The sequence below is a fragment of the Pseudomonas sp. NPDC089734 genome (assembly GCF_044748865.1).
Taxonomy (GTDB): domain Bacteria; phylum Pseudomonadota; class Gammaproteobacteria; order Pseudomonadales; family Pseudomonadaceae; genus Aquipseudomonas.
Genome location: NZ_JBIVGV010000003.1, coordinates 401,460 through 417,150 on the forward strand (window position 1 = coordinate 401,460; position 15,691 = coordinate 417,150).

At 58.9% G+C, this 15,691-nt stretch carries 13 protein-coding genes; 6 read left to right on the forward strand and 7 right to left on the reverse strand.

The features are described from left to right. Positions 1–38 precede the first annotated feature (38 nt). On the reverse strand, positions 39–1,019 hold the full coding sequence (locus ACIPY9_RS06510) for an ABC transporter substrate-binding protein (protein ID WP_400698251.1): 981 nt from the start codon (positions 1,017–1,019) through the stop codon (positions 39–41). Between the two features lie 294 nt (positions 1,020–1,313). Here ACIPY9_RS06510 and ACIPY9_RS06515 point away from each other — a divergent pair, with 294 nt between their 5' ends. Next, positions 1,314–2,912, forward strand: coding sequence for an ABC transporter permease (locus ACIPY9_RS06515; protein ID WP_400698254.1), 1,599 nt, complete (start codon positions 1,314–1,316; stop codon positions 2,910–2,912). Continuing rightward, positions 2,909–3,733, forward strand: coding sequence for an ABC transporter ATP-binding protein (locus ACIPY9_RS06520; protein ID WP_400698257.1), 825 nt, complete (start codon positions 2,909–2,911; stop codon positions 3,731–3,733). Before ACIPY9_RS06515 ends, ACIPY9_RS06520 begins: the two co-directional genes overlap by 4 nt. A gap of 75 nt (positions 3,734–3,808) precedes the next feature. Here ACIPY9_RS06520 and glpD read toward each other — a convergent pair whose 3' ends face one another. From glpD to ACIPY9_RS06540, 4 genes are all read right to left on the reverse strand, one after another. Continuing rightward, positions 3,809–5,335, reverse strand: a complete 1,527-nt coding sequence (gene glpD, locus ACIPY9_RS06525; RefSeq protein WP_400698260.1) for a glycerol-3-phosphate dehydrogenase — start codon at positions 5,333–5,335, stop codon at positions 3,809–3,811. 696 nt (positions 5,336–6,031) lie between these two features. Beyond that, positions 6,032–6,787, reverse strand: coding sequence for a DeoR/GlpR family transcriptional regulator (locus tag ACIPY9_RS06530; RefSeq protein ID WP_400698263.1), 756 nt, complete (start codon positions 6,785–6,787; stop codon positions 6,032–6,034). 89 nt (positions 6,788–6,876) lie between these two features. Next, positions 6,877–8,382, reverse strand: coding sequence for a glycerol kinase GlpK (glpK, locus tag ACIPY9_RS06535; RefSeq protein ID WP_400698266.1), 1,506 nt, complete (start codon positions 8,380–8,382; stop codon positions 6,877–6,879). Between the two features lie 27 nt (positions 8,383–8,409). Then, a complete protein-coding gene (locus ACIPY9_RS06540; protein WP_400698269.1) occupies positions 8,410–9,261 on the reverse strand; it encodes an MIP/aquaporin family protein in 852 nt (283 codons plus the stop codon). A 316-nt stretch (positions 9,262–9,577) separates the two neighbouring features. Here ACIPY9_RS06540 and ybaK point away from each other — a divergent pair, with 316 nt between their 5' ends. Continuing rightward, positions 9,578–10,048, forward strand: coding sequence for a Cys-tRNA(Pro) deacylase (gene ybaK, locus ACIPY9_RS06545; protein ID WP_400698272.1), 471 nt, complete (start codon positions 9,578–9,580; stop codon positions 10,046–10,048). A gap of 130 nt (positions 10,049–10,178) precedes the next feature. Here ybaK and ACIPY9_RS06550 read toward each other — a convergent pair whose 3' ends face one another. Then, the gene (locus ACIPY9_RS06550) at positions 10,179–11,240 is read right to left on the reverse strand and encodes an ABC transporter ATP-binding protein (RefSeq protein WP_400698275.1); all 1,062 of its coding nucleotides are present in this window, start codon (positions 11,238–11,240) and stop codon (positions 10,179–10,181) included. Next, positions 11,237–12,157: an ornithine carbamoyltransferase gene (gene argF, locus ACIPY9_RS06555; protein ID WP_400698278.1), complete on the reverse strand. Its 921-nt coding sequence runs from the start codon at positions 12,155–12,157 to the stop codon at positions 11,237–11,239. The genes ACIPY9_RS06550 and argF overlap by 4 nt, the downstream gene beginning before the upstream one ends. A gap of 404 nt (positions 12,158–12,561) precedes the next feature. Here argF and ACIPY9_RS06560 point away from each other — a divergent pair, with 404 nt between their 5' ends. The 3 genes from ACIPY9_RS06560 to grxD all read left to right on the forward strand — a co-directional run bounded on the left by ACIPY9_RS06560 (position 12,562) and on the right by grxD (position 15,511). Further along, positions 12,562–12,855, forward strand: coding sequence for a hypothetical protein (locus ACIPY9_RS06560; protein ID WP_400698281.1), 294 nt, complete (start codon positions 12,562–12,564; stop codon positions 12,853–12,855). Positions 12,856–12,987: 132 nt separating this feature from the next. Then, positions 12,988–15,096 (forward strand): molybdopterin oxidoreductase family protein, encoded by a 2,109-nt coding sequence (locus ACIPY9_RS06565; RefSeq protein WP_400698284.1) that lies wholly within the window; start codon positions 12,988–12,990, stop codon positions 15,094–15,096. An 88-nt stretch (positions 15,097–15,184) separates the two neighbouring features. Continuing rightward, positions 15,185–15,511, forward strand: coding sequence for a Grx4 family monothiol glutaredoxin (grxD, locus tag ACIPY9_RS06570; RefSeq protein WP_400698287.1), 327 nt, complete (start codon positions 15,185–15,187; stop codon positions 15,509–15,511). The last annotated feature ends 180 nt before the right edge of the window (positions 15,512–15,691 follow it).

Below are 15,691 nucleotides of genomic sequence, written 5' to 3' on the forward strand. Positions count from 1 at the left end.
CGATATATGTAGGAGCGAATTCATTCGCGAAGGGGTCATTACTGCTGCACCCACTCACTTACCTTGAACGGCCTGCGAATCAACCGCTCTCTGGCGGCGATATCCACCGAAGCCTGCAAGGCCGCGAGAAACTGCGGGTCGAGCTGCGAAGGAAAGAGGACGCTCATTTTTTCCGTGCGCAGGTCTTTTTCCATGATGGCCGCCGGATAGCTCGCATAGCCGGACACCAGGTCGATGTAGGCCTGTTTATTGGCTTCGTCGGTCAGCCAGTGTGTGGCTTGTTCCTGTGCCTTGAGCAGGCGGGCGATGGCTTCCGGATGGGCATCGACGAAAGCGCCATCAGCGATTAACACGCCCTGGATATTGCCTGCGCCGCCCAGATCCTTGGAGCTGAGGGGCAGTTCTGCCAGACCTTTGGCTTCCAGCGCCGTCAGGCCCGAGAGCGCCCAAGTGGCGTCGATCTGTTTGGCGGCCAATGCTGCCAGTGCGGCGTTGAAGTCCAGGTTGATGATTTTCAGGTCTTTCTCGTTCAATCCCTGACTGGCCAGCGCGGTATCGAAAGACAGTTGGCTGGCCGTGCCGCGGAATACAGCAACTCGTTTGCCTTTAAGGTCTTGCAGGGTCTTGATCCCAGAGCCCGGCACCACGGCCAGATAATGCTTGATGCCGCGTGCAGACGCACTGAGCAGACGGGTATCGAGGCCGTTGGATTTGCCGATGATGGCTGCCAGATCCCCAAGGTAGGCCAGGTCCACCTGACCATTGGCAAAGGCTTCGTTGATGACCGGGCCAGCGCCCTTGAAGAACAGCCACTGGATCTTGATGCCCTGATCGGCGAAGGCCTTTTCGTAGACCTGCTGACTGCGCAGTACGTCCACCACGCCGCCTCCGCTGTTGCCGGTACCGGCGCTGAGGTCCGGCACGGCGATACGGATTTCCTTGAGGTCGGCGGCATGGCTGGCGAAGGTGGTCAGGGCCAAAGCGCAGCCAAAGGCCAGAGAGGTGAAGAGCTTTTTCATGGGCTGTCCTGAGGGTTCACGGTGAACCGTTAGTCAGACACAGCTTCGCATCACCCCATAAATAATATTAAGGATAGATTTAATCGCTTTATGGAATAAGCAATGTGCCAAGGGGGACGCGGCACGGCATGCATTTCTTGCAAGAAAAGTATTCTTTAAATGCATTGGATGTCTGGCCTGCATCCACTCTTAAATGGGAGGACTTATCTCTTTATGGAATTCATGTCGTATCTGATAGATCGGATATGAATATGCAAATAGCCTTTATGCAGCAGCCGACAGCGGAGTTCTGATATGGCGCGTGACTCCCTCCTCACCCTTTCCGCATCCGCCACGCCTACCCGGCGATGGGCTGTCGCGCCTGTGTTCAGGCAGTTTCTGCTGGCGTGGTATCTGCCGTTCGCACTGGCGCTGCTCTGGTGGGTGGCCAGCAACAATCACTGGATGAGCGAGCAAATCCTGCCGACACCGGCACTGGTCTGGCAAAGCGCGCTGGAGCTGGCGACGACCGATCTGCCCGGCAACCTGTGGATCAGCCTGCAACGTCTGTTCTGGGGATTGCTGGCCGGTATTTCGGCGGGCGCGGTGCTGGGGGCGTGGCTGGGGTTCAGTCGCCGCGCGGAGCGGCTGATCCTGCCGACGTTCAGCTCACTCGCGCAAGTGCCGACTCTGGCGTGGATTCCGCTGTTCATGGTCCTGTTCGGCATTGGCGAACTCCTCAAGCTGGTGGTGCTGATCAAGGCGGTGATTGTCCCCGTGACCCTGCACACCCTGATCGGTGTTCGTGATGCCCAACCCCGCTTGCGCGAGGCTGCCGCCGTGCTGCGTTTGCCACTTCACTTGCTGATCCGCCGCTTGATTCTCCCGGCGGCCTTGCCCTCGTTCATGGCCGGTGTACGGCTGGCACTGGCCTCCGGCTGGTCCTCCTTGCTGGCCGTCGAGTTGCTGGCATCGAGTGAGGGCATTGGCTATCTGATGGTGTGGGCGCGGCAACTGTTCATGCTCGATATCGTGTTTGTCTGCATCGTCGTGATTGGTGTGATGGGTGTGTTGATGGATCGCGGGATCGGTTTCGCGGATCGAAAATGGGTGTTCTGGCCCCATGCCGCGACCGCCGAGTTTCGTGGCCGCGCACCGGCGCAAGGTGTCGATCGCGTCGTACCCTGGATTCTGCCCCTGGCCTTGCTGCTGCTTTGGCAATCCGCCAGTCAATGGGGCTGGGTGAACGCCAATATCCTCGTTTCACCGCTGCTGGTGCTGGAAACTCTCTGGGCCGGTTTGCTGGATGGTTCGTTGCCACAGGCGATGGGGCTGAGCCTGAGCCGGGCGCTGGGCGGGCTTTTGCTGGGTGGTTCGCTGGGGTTCTCTCTGGGCTTGCTGCTTGGTCTGTCGCAACCACTGGAGCGTTTTCTGGGGCCGACACTGGCTGCGTTCAGGCAAGTCGCCATCTTCGCCTGGGTGCCGTTGATCACTGCCTGGTTCGGGTTGGGTGAGCCGGCCAAGTGGGTGTTCGTCGGGCTGGCGGCCTTTTTTCCGTTGTTCATCGCAACCCAGCGCAGCGTTGCCAACCTGTCGCCGCAACTGAGGGAAGCGGCTCAGGTATTGCGCCTGAGCCTGTGGCAACGCTTGAGCCGTCTGATACTGCCGGGTGCCGCGCCGGGCATCTTTGCCGGTCTGCGTCTGAGCCTGATCTATGCCTGGCTGGGCACCATCGGCGCCGAGTATTTCATGCCCTCCAATGGCGGCATCGGCAGTCTGATGATCGGTGCCCAACAACTGCTGCGCATGGACATCATCATGAGCGGCATGCTGCTGGTGGGCCTGACGGGCGCGGTACTCAACGAAACCGGACAACGCATTGAAGCGCGGGCTACGCGCTGGAGGCATGCATGACAGCCCTGACCCCATCCATCGTCAACTTCAACCATGTGGGCAAGGTGTTCCAGACCGGCCATGGTGATGTGGAAGCGATTCGCGAGTTCAACCTGCAGGTCGCGGAAGGCGAGTTCATTGCCATTGTCGGTTCCAGTGGTTGCGGCAAGTCCACGTTACTGCGCTTGTTGATCGGGCTGGATACCGAGTTTCGCGGTGAAATCCAGGTCGATGGCAAACCGGTCAGCGGCATTGGCTGCGAGCGGGGAATTGTCTTTCAGGAGCATCGCCTGTTTCCCTGGCTCACCGTCGAGGAAAACATCGAACTGGGCCTGGTCAACGAAGGGCTTGAGCTCAAGGAACGCCGCCAGCGGGTGGCCGATTTCATTCAACTGGTCGGTCTCAAGGATTTTACCCGCGCTTATCCGCATCAACTTTCAGGCGGCATGGCTCAGCGTGTGGCGATTGCCCGCGGGCTGGTGGCGAGCCCGCGCATTCTGCTGCTGGATGAGCCTTTTGGTGCGCTGGATGCGCTGACTCGCCAACAGATGCAGGACGAACTGCTGGCCATCCGCGAACGGGCCAGAATCACCACGGTGCTGGTGACTCATGATGTGGAAGAGGCGATCTTTCTGGCTGACCGGGTGGTGGTCATGGAACCGCGGCCGGGCCGTATCAAGCGCATCGTGGACATCAAACTGCCGCATCCGCGCCAGCGCAGCAGTTTCGAGTTTCACCAATTGCGTGAAGAGCTGCTGCATGAACTGACCAGTGACGATCATTACGTGCTGCGCGAACCGGAGCAGATCCGCAACCTGCCGGCGGCGTTCATTGCCTGTTAAGGGATGGGGAGTGGCAATTCGCGAATGAATTCGCTCCTACACGGAATTCATTCGCGAAAAGGCCCCTCTGGCGTATCAGGCCGCCTTGTTACGCTCGGCGGCTTCCAGATACCCCTGAACCCTGGCCTGTTCTTCCTGTGTGGTGAACAACCCCAGCTTGCTGCGACGCCACAGAATGTCTTCGGCGTTGGTGGCCCATTCGTTGGCACACAGGTAATCCACCTCGCGGGCATACAGGCCAGCGCCCAGGTGTTCGCCCATGTCTTCCAGGCTGGTCACGCCGTCCATCAACTGCCAGCTACGGCTGCCGTAGGTGATGGACCAGCGCTGCGCGATCGAAATCGGCAGCCAGGGGAAGCGCTGGCTCAGCTCGCTGGCCAAGGCTTGCGGGGTAGTCATCTGCTCTGCACCCGGCAGCGCGGCCTTGGCGGTCCAGCTCGGTTTCATCTGTGTGAAGAAGGGGGCCAGTTGCGCCATCGCCGATTCGGCCAGCTTGCGATACGTGGTCAGCTTGCCGCCGAACACCGAAAGAATCGGCGCTTCGTTCTCGCCGCCGGACAGTGACAAGGTGTAGTCGCGGGTGATGGCCGACGGGTTATCCGATTCGTCGTTGCACAGCGGGCGTACGCCCGAATAAGTGTGCAATACGTCGTCGCGGCTCAGCTGTTTCTTGAAGTGGTCGTTGGCCACTTTCAGCATGTAATCCATTTCGCCTTCAGTGATCTGCACCTTGGCCGGGTCGCCTTGGTATTCGCGGTCGGTAGTGCCGACGATGGTGAATTTATCCAAGTACGGAATGGTGAACACGATGCGCTTGTCTTCGTTCTGCAGAATGAAGGCGTTTTCCCCTTCATAAAGCCTTGGCACGATCAGGTGGCTGCCCTGGATCAGGCGGATGCCGTATGGCGAATCCAGTTTCAGGTCTTCGCGAATGAACTTCGCGACCCAAGGGCCGGCAGCATTGACCAGCGCCTTGGCCTGCACCGAAAACAGCGTGCCGTCGACGCGCTCCATCTCCAGATGCCACATGCCTTTCACGCGACGGGCACTCAGGCAACGGGTGCGGGTGTGAATGTGCGCGCCCTTTTCCCGAGCGGCCATGGCATTGAGCACCACCAGCCGTGCGTCATCGACCCAGCAGTCGGAGTATTCAAAGCCACGGGTGATGGACGGGGTGAGCGGGCTGTCTGCACCGAAACGCAGGCTGCGCGAGGCAGGCAGTTTTTCGCGCTTGCCCAGATTGTCATACAGGAACATGCCTGCGCGAATCATCCAGGCCGGACGCAGATGAGGGCGATGCGGCAAGACGAAACGCATCGGCTTGACGATATGCGGTGCCTTGGCCAGCAGGACTTCACGCTCGGCCAGTGCCTCTCTGACCAGTCGAAACTCGTAGTGCTCCAGGTAGCGCAGCCCACCGTGGATCAGCTTGCTGCTGGCCGACGAGGTATGGCTGGCCAGATCGTCCTTTTCACACAGGAAAACCGACAGGCCACGGCCCGAAGCATCGGCAGCAATCCCGACACCGTTGATGCCACCACCGATCACGGCAATGTCGTAGACCTCGGAAAGCGATGGTGCTGACGCGCTGGAGTGGGGCATGGGGTGGCCTCCTGGACAATTCTTGAGTAACGCATGAAAGGCGAAATTGAACATTAATGTTCGTTTGTGAAAATCATAGCGCAAGAAACAAGCGGCTGCCAGTCGGTATTTATTGAGAATACTGATGGTGGGGAGAGGAAAGGAACAAAATCGAACATCGTAGGACAGTTTTGCGAAGGAGAATGCTTTGGCAGAGCCCGTCTTGAGCCGTCGCGGGCAAGCCCCCTCCGGCAGCCGGTAGGAGCGAATTCATTCGCGAAAGGCCGAACAATCATCTTCATGGCGCACCGCTGCAGATCTTAGGCAATGCGCTAGGTGGGGGGCGGCCGTACGCAGGTTGGTAGAACCGGTTAATGGGCAAACCGGTGCGTCCAGAGACGCCAAGCGCACGGCCACCAAAACGCAGGCCGTAAAAATGCGCCTCGCGAAAGGTGGCGCATTGCGCCTACGTAATTCAGGTCTACCAAACCCGATCGCTGATTTTGCAGCGACGGCAGGAGGTTAGTGACCCGAATCGAGAGGCGCAAGAGGCCGGGATTCTCTCGGAAATTTCACTCAATGGATAGAGAGGCGTCTTGCTATCTGGGGCATGGAGGCGAGGACAAATCCTCTCCTGCAAGGTCGATGACCCTGTGGGAGGGGCTTTGGCCACGACGGCGGTAGTCTGCCCCCTTCAGTTGTGAACACGGATGAAAATCAAACCACCTCAAGCCGAATCTTGTGCTGGGCCAGTAACTGCTGCAAGGCCGGGACCGGTGCCTGATCGGTCACCAGGCAATCGATCAGGGTGATCGGGCCAAGCCGGACCATGGCGTTGCGGCCGAACTTGCTGGAGTCCGCGGCCAGAAGCACTTGTCGGGCGTTGGTGATGATGGCCTGGGACACCCTGACTTCCTGATAGTCGAAATCCAGCAGGCTGCCGTCTTCGTCGATGCCGCTGATGCCCACCAGCGCGAAGTCGACCTTGAACTGGGTGATGAAGTCCACGCTGGCCTGGCCGACCACACCGCCGTCGCGACGCACGTTGCCACCGGCCAGCAACACCTCGAAATCATCCTTGCCGCTGAGGATCGACGCCACGTGCAGGTTGTTGGTGATGATTTTCAGGTTGTTGTGGTTGAGCAGGGCGCGGGCGATGGATTCGGTGGTGGTGCCGATATTGATGAACAGCGAGGCGTTGTCCGGGATCTGCGCGGCAATGGCTTCGGCGATCCGTTGTTTCTCGTCGCGCATCTGGTCCGCACGCATGGCGTAGGCGGTGTTTTCGATGCTGGAGTCATAGGCCGCGCCGCCGTGGTAGCGACGCAGCAGGTTCATTTCCGCCAGTTGGTTGATATCCCGGCGGATGGTCTGTGGGGTCACGACGAACAGCGTCGCCATTTCCTCGATGCTGACATAGCCGCGTTCGCGAACCAGTTCGAGAATCTGTTGCTGGCGGGGAGGCAGGTTCATTGTTTTTCCTTGGGGCACCCTCTGCAAATGGCGCCCATGATGCCGCAGCCAGACCTTGGCTGTCAGCCTCTACCTGCCTCCCGTCCGGCTTACTCCTCGTTTTCGTGGGGTTCCCAGTCACGGGTGCGCTCGACGGCTTTCTTCCAGCCCGCGTAGAGCTTCTCTTTTTCAGCCTCATCGCATTGCGGCTCGAACTCGCGCTCGATCACGGCCTTGTTGCGCAACTCATCCAGACTGCTCCAGAAACCAATGGCCAGACCCGCCAGGAAGGCAGCACCCAGCGCGGTGGTTTCACGCATTTGCGGGCGTTCGACCTGGGTGCCGAGGATGTCGGCCTGGAACTGCATGAGGAAGTTGTTGGCCACTGCGCCACCGTCGACACGCAACGACTTGAGGCGCTCGCCCGAGTCCTGCTGCATGGCGTCCAGCACGTCACGGGTCTGGTAGGCGATGGATTCCAGTGCGGCGCGGATGATGTGATCGACTTTCACGCCACGGGTCAGGCCGAACAGCGCGCCACGGGCATAAGGGTCCCAGTAGGGCGCACCCAGACCGGTGAAGGCCGGGACCAGATAGACGCCGTTGCTGTTCTTGACCTTGTTGGCGAAGTATTCGGTGTCCAGCGCGTCATTGACGATTTTCAGTTCGTCACGCAGCCACTGCACGGTGGAGCCGCCGTTGAATACGGCACCTTCCAGCGCGTAAGCCACTTCGCCGCGTGGGCCGCAACCGATGGTGGTCAGCATGCCGTGGGCCGATTTGACGGCTTTCTTGCCGGTGTTCATCAGCAGGAAGCAGCCGGTGCCATAGGTGTTTTTCGCCTGACCCGGCTCCACGCACATTTGCCCGAACAGCGCAGCCTGCTGGTCGCCTGCGATACCGGCAATCGGAATCCCGCTCTTGCTGTGGCCGTAGACTTCGGAGGAGGCCTTGACCTCGGGCAGCATCTCGCGAGGGATATCCAGCACTTCGAGCATGCGCGGGTCCCACTCCAGAGTGTGGATGTTGAACAGCATGGTGCGCGAGGCGTTGGTGTAGTCGGTAACGTGAATCTTGCCGCCGGTGAATTTCCAGATCAGCCAGCTATCGACGGTGCCGAACATCAGCTCGCCCTTGCGTGCCCGCTCGCGGCTGCCTTCGACGTTGTCCAGAATCCATTTGAGTTTGGTGCCGGAGAAGTACGGGTCCGTCACCAGGCCGGTGGTGTCCTTGATGTATTCCTCAAGGCCGTCACGCTTGAGCTGCTGACAGATTTCGGTGCTGCGGCGGCATTGCCAGACGATGGCGTTGTAGATCGGGCGGCCGGTGTCTTTCTCCCAGACCACGGTGGTTTCACGCTGGTTGGTGATACCGATGGCGGCAATCTGGTTATGGTGCAGGTCGGCCTGGGCCAGTGCCTTGGTCATGCAGGCAGTCTGGGTGGCGAAGATTTCCATCGGGTCGTGCTCGACCCAGCCAGCCTGCGGGTAATGCTGAACGAATTCGCTTTGGGCGGTACTCACCACGTTGGCGTCACGATCGAAGATGATCGCCCGTGAACTGGTGGTGCCCTGGTCAAGGGCAATGATGTAATTCTTGTTCTGTGAGTCTGTCATGTCGATTGCCTTGCGTTATTGGGGTATTCAAACGGATGTCTGGGCTTTGCCGTTAATGGCTTCGGGAGCCTGTTCGGCTTCGACAGCGTTGGGCAGGTGGCGAGCGATCAGTCCGCGGTAGCTGGCAGCCCCCAGACAGGCACCCAGGATTGGCGCGAAAATCGGAACAAGGAAGTAGGGAATGTCGCGTCCACCGGTGAACGCTATCTCATCCCAGCCCGCCAGGAATGTCATCAGTTTAGGACCGAAATCCCGTGCCGGGTTCATGGCGAAGCCGGTCAGCGGCCCCATGGAGGCGCCAATCACGGCAACCAGCAGGCCAATCAACAAGGGCGCCATTGCGCCGCGTGGCAGGCCGTTGTTGTCATCGCCCAGTGCCATGATGACGCCCATCAGAACGGCCGTGATCACGACCTCGACCAGAAACGCCTGGCCGACCGAGATGGCCGGATTGGGGTAGGTGGAGAACACTGATGCCAGCTCGAGGCTTTCGACACTGCCGCGAAGCATGTTGTGAGTATGTTCGAATTCAATGAACAGGCTGATGTACAGCAGATAGACCAGGCCAGCGCCGCAAAAGGCGCCTGCAATTTGTGCACTTATATAGAAGGGCAGCTTTTTCTTCTCGAAACCGGCAAACAGGCTGAGGGCGATACTGACGGCGGGGTTGAGGTGAGCGCCCGACACACCGGCACTCAAGTAGATGCCCATGCTGACGGCCAGGCCCCAGATGATGCAGATTTCCCATAAGCCAAATGAAGCACCTGCGACCTTGAGCGCTGCAACACATCCCGTACCGAAGAAAATCATGAGAGCGGTGCCCAGGAACTCGGCCAGACACTGGCCTTTGAGCGTTGGTTGTTTCATTGATAGGGTCATGTAAGCCTCATTTTTGTTTTTTTCATGTTCTGTCTCTGAAGACCCCATTCCCGAGAGGCCCTGCGGATTTTTCTGATGGACAAGCTTCAGAAATATTCGCAAACGAAAAAATATAGACAAGAAAGAATACTGTCAAAGGTTGAAAGTGAACCGTTGACGATATTTTCTGACACCTTGATTTGCGTTTTCTTCCTTTTGTTTATGAAATATTTTTTTGATTTTAAAAAGCTATCACGCATTAATATGCCTTGAGACAGGGCTTTTGCGCCGCCTTTCACCTAAAGTAATGTCCGCCTTGAGCTACCAGGAGTGCTGCATGACCCCCGCGCTGGATTTATTGAAAAAGGTTCGCGCCGAACATCGGATTCACAGTTACGAACATGATCCGAAAGCGGCGTCTTATGGGCTGGAGGCGGTGGAAAAGCTGGGGCTTGAACCTGCACGGGTGTTCAAGACCCTGCTCGCCAGCACGGAAAAGGGGGAATTGCTGGTGGCTGTGGTGCCGGTGGCCGGAACCCTGGATCTCAAGGCTCTGGCCAGTGCCGCGGCCGCGAAGAAGACCGAGATGGCCGACCCGGCGGCGGCTCAGCGGGCGACCGGTTATCTGTTGGGCGGGATCAGCCCGCTGGGGCAAAAGAAGCGTTTACGCACCTTCATCGATCAGAGCGCCCAGCCTTTCGAGACCATTTACGTCAGCGCGGGGCGGCGCGGGCTTGAGGTCGAGTTGTCGGCGGCGGTGCTGGCTGAACACACCAAGGCGACTTTTGCTGCCATAGGTCGTGAATGAAAAGTGTCTTCGCCCCCCTCTCACAATGGATTGTGGGGGGAACTGGTGGGAGCGAATTTATTCGCGAAGACCTCATTCCTGCCGCTACATTTCTGGTGGATGTACCGACCTCTCGCGAATGAATTCGCTCCTACACGGGTACCGTTCCGGCGGCGGGGAACAGCACCAGATGTTCGGTGACCACGCGAATGCCGACGTCTTCGCCTGTCATGTGATCGGCATGACCGGGGAATATGGCTTCAAGCTGGCTGCCGGTCGGCAGTTGCAGGCGATACAGGGCCGAGGCGCCCTGGAAGGTTCTGCCCATGACCCGTGCTTTCAGGTCGCTGTCTGCCGCGTAGACGATATCGTCCGGCCGCAGTAATACATCGACGGCGCTGCCGCTGGCGCCCGGATAGGCGCGGTTGCCGCGCAGCACGCCCAGCTCGGTCTGTACCGATTGCGGATCGATCAACTGGCCGCGAATGAAATAGCCCTGCCCGATGAAGCTGGCAACGAAAGGCGTCTGTGGTTCGTGATACAGGTTATAGGGCGTGTCCCACTGCTCCAGCCGGCCTTCCTTGAAGACACCGACATGATCGCTGACCGCGAACGCTTCCTCCTGATCGTGGGTCACCAGAATCGCACTGGTGCCACGGGCCTTGAGAATGTCACGTACTTCATGGCTCAGGCGGCGGCGTAATTCCCCGTCCAGATTGGAGAACGGTTCGTCCAGCAACAGCAGTTGAGGTTCCGGCGCCAATGCCCGGGCCAGTGCGACACGCTGCTGTTGCCCGCCGGACAGTTCATGGGGATAGCGATTGCCCAGCGAGCCCAGGTTGACCAGCTCCAGTAATTCGTCGACCACCTGATTCAAGCGTGGGTGCTTGCGGATGCCGAAAGCGATGTTCTGGGCAACGCTTAAATGAGGGAACAGCGCATAGTCCTGAAACACCATGCCAATCCGGCGTTTCTCGGGTGCCAGGGTCCAGCCGGGGCGGGAAATGACTTCGCCGGCGAGGGTGATGTCGCCCGCATGAACCGGCTCGAAACCGGCAATGGCGCGCAGGGTCGTGGTCTTGCCGCAACCCGAGGAGCCCAGCAGGCAGCCGATGTCTCCGGCGTTGAGGTGCAGGTTGAGATCCTGCACCACACGCTGATCCTGATAGCCGCAGGCCAGATGACGCAGATTCAGCAGCAGGGAATGGCTCATGCTGGCTGGTAGGACGGCGCGACGAGGAACTCCAGCAAGGCTTTCTGTGCATGCAGGCGGTTCTCGGCCTGATCCCAGGCGACCGCGCGTGGATCGTCCAGCAGATCGACGCTGATTTCTTCGCCGCGATGAGCTGGCAGGCAATGCATGAACAGCACGTCTTCGGCTGCCAGATCGAGCAATGCCCGAGTGACCTGGAAGGGTGCGAACAGGGCCATGCGTTTGGCGGTTTCTTCTTCCTGGCCCATGGAGGTCCAGACGTCGGTGCTGACCAGGTGCGCGCCAGCGACCGCTTCTTTCGGATCCCGGGTGACAATCACGCGATCACCGGCCAGCGCCAGGAACTCCGGGTTCGGCTCGTAACCGGAAGGGCAGGCGACGCGCAACTGGAAGTCGAACTGGATGGCGGCTTCTATATAGCTGTTGCACATGTTGTTGCCGTCGCCGATCCAGGCAACGGTCTTGCCCTTGATCGAGCCGCGGTGTTCCAGGAAGGTCTGCATGTCGGCCAGCAACTGGCATGGGTGCAGGTCATCGGACAGGCCATTGATCACCGGGACACGGGAATTGGCGGCGAATTCGGTCAGGTTGCTGTGGGCATAGGTACGAATCATCACCGCATCGAGCATGCGCGACATGACCTTTGCACTGTCGGAAATCGGCTCGCCACGTCCCAATTGAGTGTCGCGATGGGACAAAAAGATGGCCTGGCCGCCCATCTGGATCATGCCTGCCTCAAAGGAAAGACGGGTACGTGTCGAGGATTTCTCGAAAATCATACCCAGTACTCGATTCTTGAGGGGCTCGAAAAGCACGCCGCGATTTCGCAGGTCTTTAAGCTCTACGCCACGACGGATCAAGCCCAGCAGCTCATCTGGGGTGTAATCCATCATCGAGAGAAAGTGCCTGGCGCTCATTATTAACTACCTTTTTTGCAACAGACCGCAGGTTCTGAAAGCCGGGTTTTATCGGGAAAACGGGCACGACCTGCGGCGAAAGCCGCACGGGGCGACGAATAAGGGAGGCGCGATAGTATAAAAAAATGTCGCGTCTTACCAATAGCATGCTTACTTAAGAAGTAGCGGAGTCTGTAATCGTAAATGCTCTTGTTCAAACGGCACGCTGATCGCAGAAGGCAGCATTTGTACACTGACCAAACCGCGCTTGGCAATTAATGCCGATACTGCAACAGTCCGCGCAGATGCCTCTATGCTTATGCGACGTGCTTCACGCGGCTGAAAAGTCGCCCGTTTCTTTAAGGGCGTGCGTGAGTTATAAAGAGTTACAAGAGAACGTCTCAATTCAATCGAGGGGCTGAGGAATGGACTCAAAGGAACGACAACTAACGGAGCTGCTTGGGCTGACTGCGCGTACCCTGACACACCTCACCGCTTCGATGACGTCGATGTCTTTTGAGTTGTTGCGCAGTGAAGACGAAGTCACGCGGGCTGCGGGCCGTCGCATGATCGACCGCATGGCAACCATCAGCTCTGGCCTGGACGAACACTGGCGCCTGATCGGTGAACTGACCGGGGTGCATGTCGCCCAGGAGCAGATCGAAACCGTTACGGAAATCCAGCTGCAGCGCAAGGTCGTCACGCCCATCGGCAACTGACCACCGGAAGTATCCGCCCGCCTGATGCACGGGGATTCATGAGACGAACGTCTCTGGCGTGCCCGGCGATGAGGTTCCATATTCTTGTCAATGCAATCAATCCGACTGCCCTGACAAGAATATGAGGCTGCGATGATCAGGACCGAGCACCACCGTGCCTGCCACCTGTGCGAGGCCATTTGCGGCCTCACCATCGAAACCACGACATCCGGGGATGCGCCCCCTGTCATCACCTCGATCAAGGGGGATCCGCTCGATACGTTCAGCCGCGGCCATATCTGTCCCAAGGCCGTGGCCCTGCAAGATATCCAGAATGACCCGAACCGTTTGCGTCAGCCCATGCGGCGTGTCGGCACTCAATGGCATCCGATTGAGTGGCAGGAGGCTTTTGATCTCGTCGCTGATCGGCTTTTTGCCATTCAGCAACGTCATGGGCAGAACGCGGTGGCGGTCTACCAAGGCAATCCCAGCGTGCACAACTATGGGCTGATGACCCACAGCAACTATTTTCTCGGCCTGCTCAAGACCCGTAACCGCTACTCGGCAACGTCCGTCGATCAATTGCCCCATCACCTCACCAGCTTCCTGATGTATGGCCACGGCTTGCTGTTGCCGATCCCCGATATCGACCACACGGATTTCATGCTGATTCTGGGTGGCAATCCATTGGCTTCCAACGGCAGCATCATGACTGTCCCGGATGTCGAGAAGCGTTTGAAGGCCATTCAGCGACGTGGCGGCAAGGTGGTGGTGGTTGATCCACGGCGCAGCGAGACGGCCGCGATTGCCGATCAGCACGTGTTTATCCGGCCCGGTGGTGATGCCGCATTGCTTTTCGGCCTGCTCAATACCTTGTTTGAAGAGGGGCTGACCCGCGACAGCCATTTGCCCGTCGAGGGGCTGGATCAGGTGCGGGAGGCCATCAAGGATCTGAATGCCGAAGCCATGAGCCCGCGTTGCGGCATTCCTGCCGAACAGATCCGGCAACTGGCCCGGGATTTTGCCGCTGCCGACAAGGCGGTCTGTTACGGGCGGATGGGAATTTCCACCCAGGCCTTTGGAACCCTGTGCCACTGGCTGGTGCAATTGATCAATCTGGTGACCGGCAATCTGGACCGGGTCGGTGGTGCCTTGTGTACCGAGCCTGCCGTGGATCTGGTTTCGTCGACGTCGGGCGGGCACTTCAACCTTTGGCAGAGTCGGGTTTCCGGTTTGCCCGAGTATGGCGGCGAGCTACCTGTCTCGGCGCTGGCCGAGGAGATGCTGACCGAAGGGGAAGGGCAGGTGCGTGCCTTGATCACGGTGGCCGGCAATCCGGTCCTCTCCACTCCCAACGGACGCCAGTTGGAGGAGGCTTTGGGCGGGCTGGACTTCATGCTCAGCATCGACCTCTACATCAATGAAACCACTCGCCATGCCGATCTGATCCTGCCTTCGACCTCGGCGCTGGAAAACGATCATTACGACACCACGTTCAACCTCCTGGCTGTGCGGAATGTCACCCGTTTCAACCGGGCGATCTTTGCCAGGCCGGAAGGTGCATTACACGACTGGGAGATCTTTGTCGGGCTGGCCAAGGCCTTTGCCGCCAAGGCGCAGAAAGAATTGAAACCGACCCTGCCACCTGCGGATCTCATCGACCTGGGTCTGCGCAAGGGGCGGTATGGCGAAGCGTCGGATCATGGCTTGTCCGTAAAGGCCTTGAGCAATCATCCCCACGGGCTGGACCTCGGGCCGTTGAAGCCAAGCCTGGCCACACGCCTCAAGACTGCCAGCGGGCATATCCAGGCCGCTCCCGAAGCCATCATGGCTGATCTGCAGCGTTTCATCGGCTCACCTGTTCCGCAATCAGGGGAGCTGGTGTTGATCGGGCGACGGCATGTGCGTAGCAATAACTCCTGGATGCATAACTATCACCGGCTGGTGAAGGGGAAGCCACGGCATCAGTTGTTGATGCATCCGGACGATCTGGCTGGCCGAGGTTTGAGCGATGGGCAGCAGGTCAGGGTCAGCTCCCGGGTCGGGACGATCGAGGTTCAGGTCGTGGGCAGCCAGGAGATGATGCCCGGTGTGGTCAGCCTCCCCCATGGCTGGGGGCATGCTCGCGCAGGCGTGCAGCTGGATATCGCACAGGGCTTGCCGGGCGTCAGTGCCAATGACCTCACCGACGAACGACAATTGGATGCGCTGTCCGGTAATGCCGTCTTGAATGGTGTTCCGGTGCAAGTGACGGCCTGTTGAGTTTCAAGACTGAGCGTCTGACACGGGATTCCGTTACAATGCGCCACCGTGCCGACAACTGAGTCGGAAAGTTCAGCCGAGGTGCTCCATGGATATCATCGAAACGATTAAAGAGCAGATTGCCAACAACACCATTCTGCTTTACATGAAAGGCGCTCCGAATGCCCCGCAGTGTGGCTTTTCGGCCAAAGCCGCCCAGGCGTTGATGGCATGTGGCGAGAAGTTCGCTTATGTCGACATCCTGCAGAACCCGGAAATCCGCGCCAACCTGCCTAAATACGCCAACTGGCCGACCTTCCCGCAACTGTGGGTAGCCGGTGAGCTGGTCGGCGGTAGCGACATCATCAGCGAAATGTTCCAGAACGGTGAATTGCAGCCTTTGCTCAAGCAAGCGGCTGAAAACGCCAAGTCGTAAGACATCAGGACGTAGGAGCGGATTTATCCGCGAAGAGGCATACAGGTATTGCCTGCTGTCTTCGCGAATGAATTCGCTCCTACAGTGTCTAGTCCTGAAATAGGTTTACACCTGTTCAGGTAGACCGACAGACCTCAAAACGCCCGATGCACCGCATCGGGCGTTTTGTTTTTCAGGGCC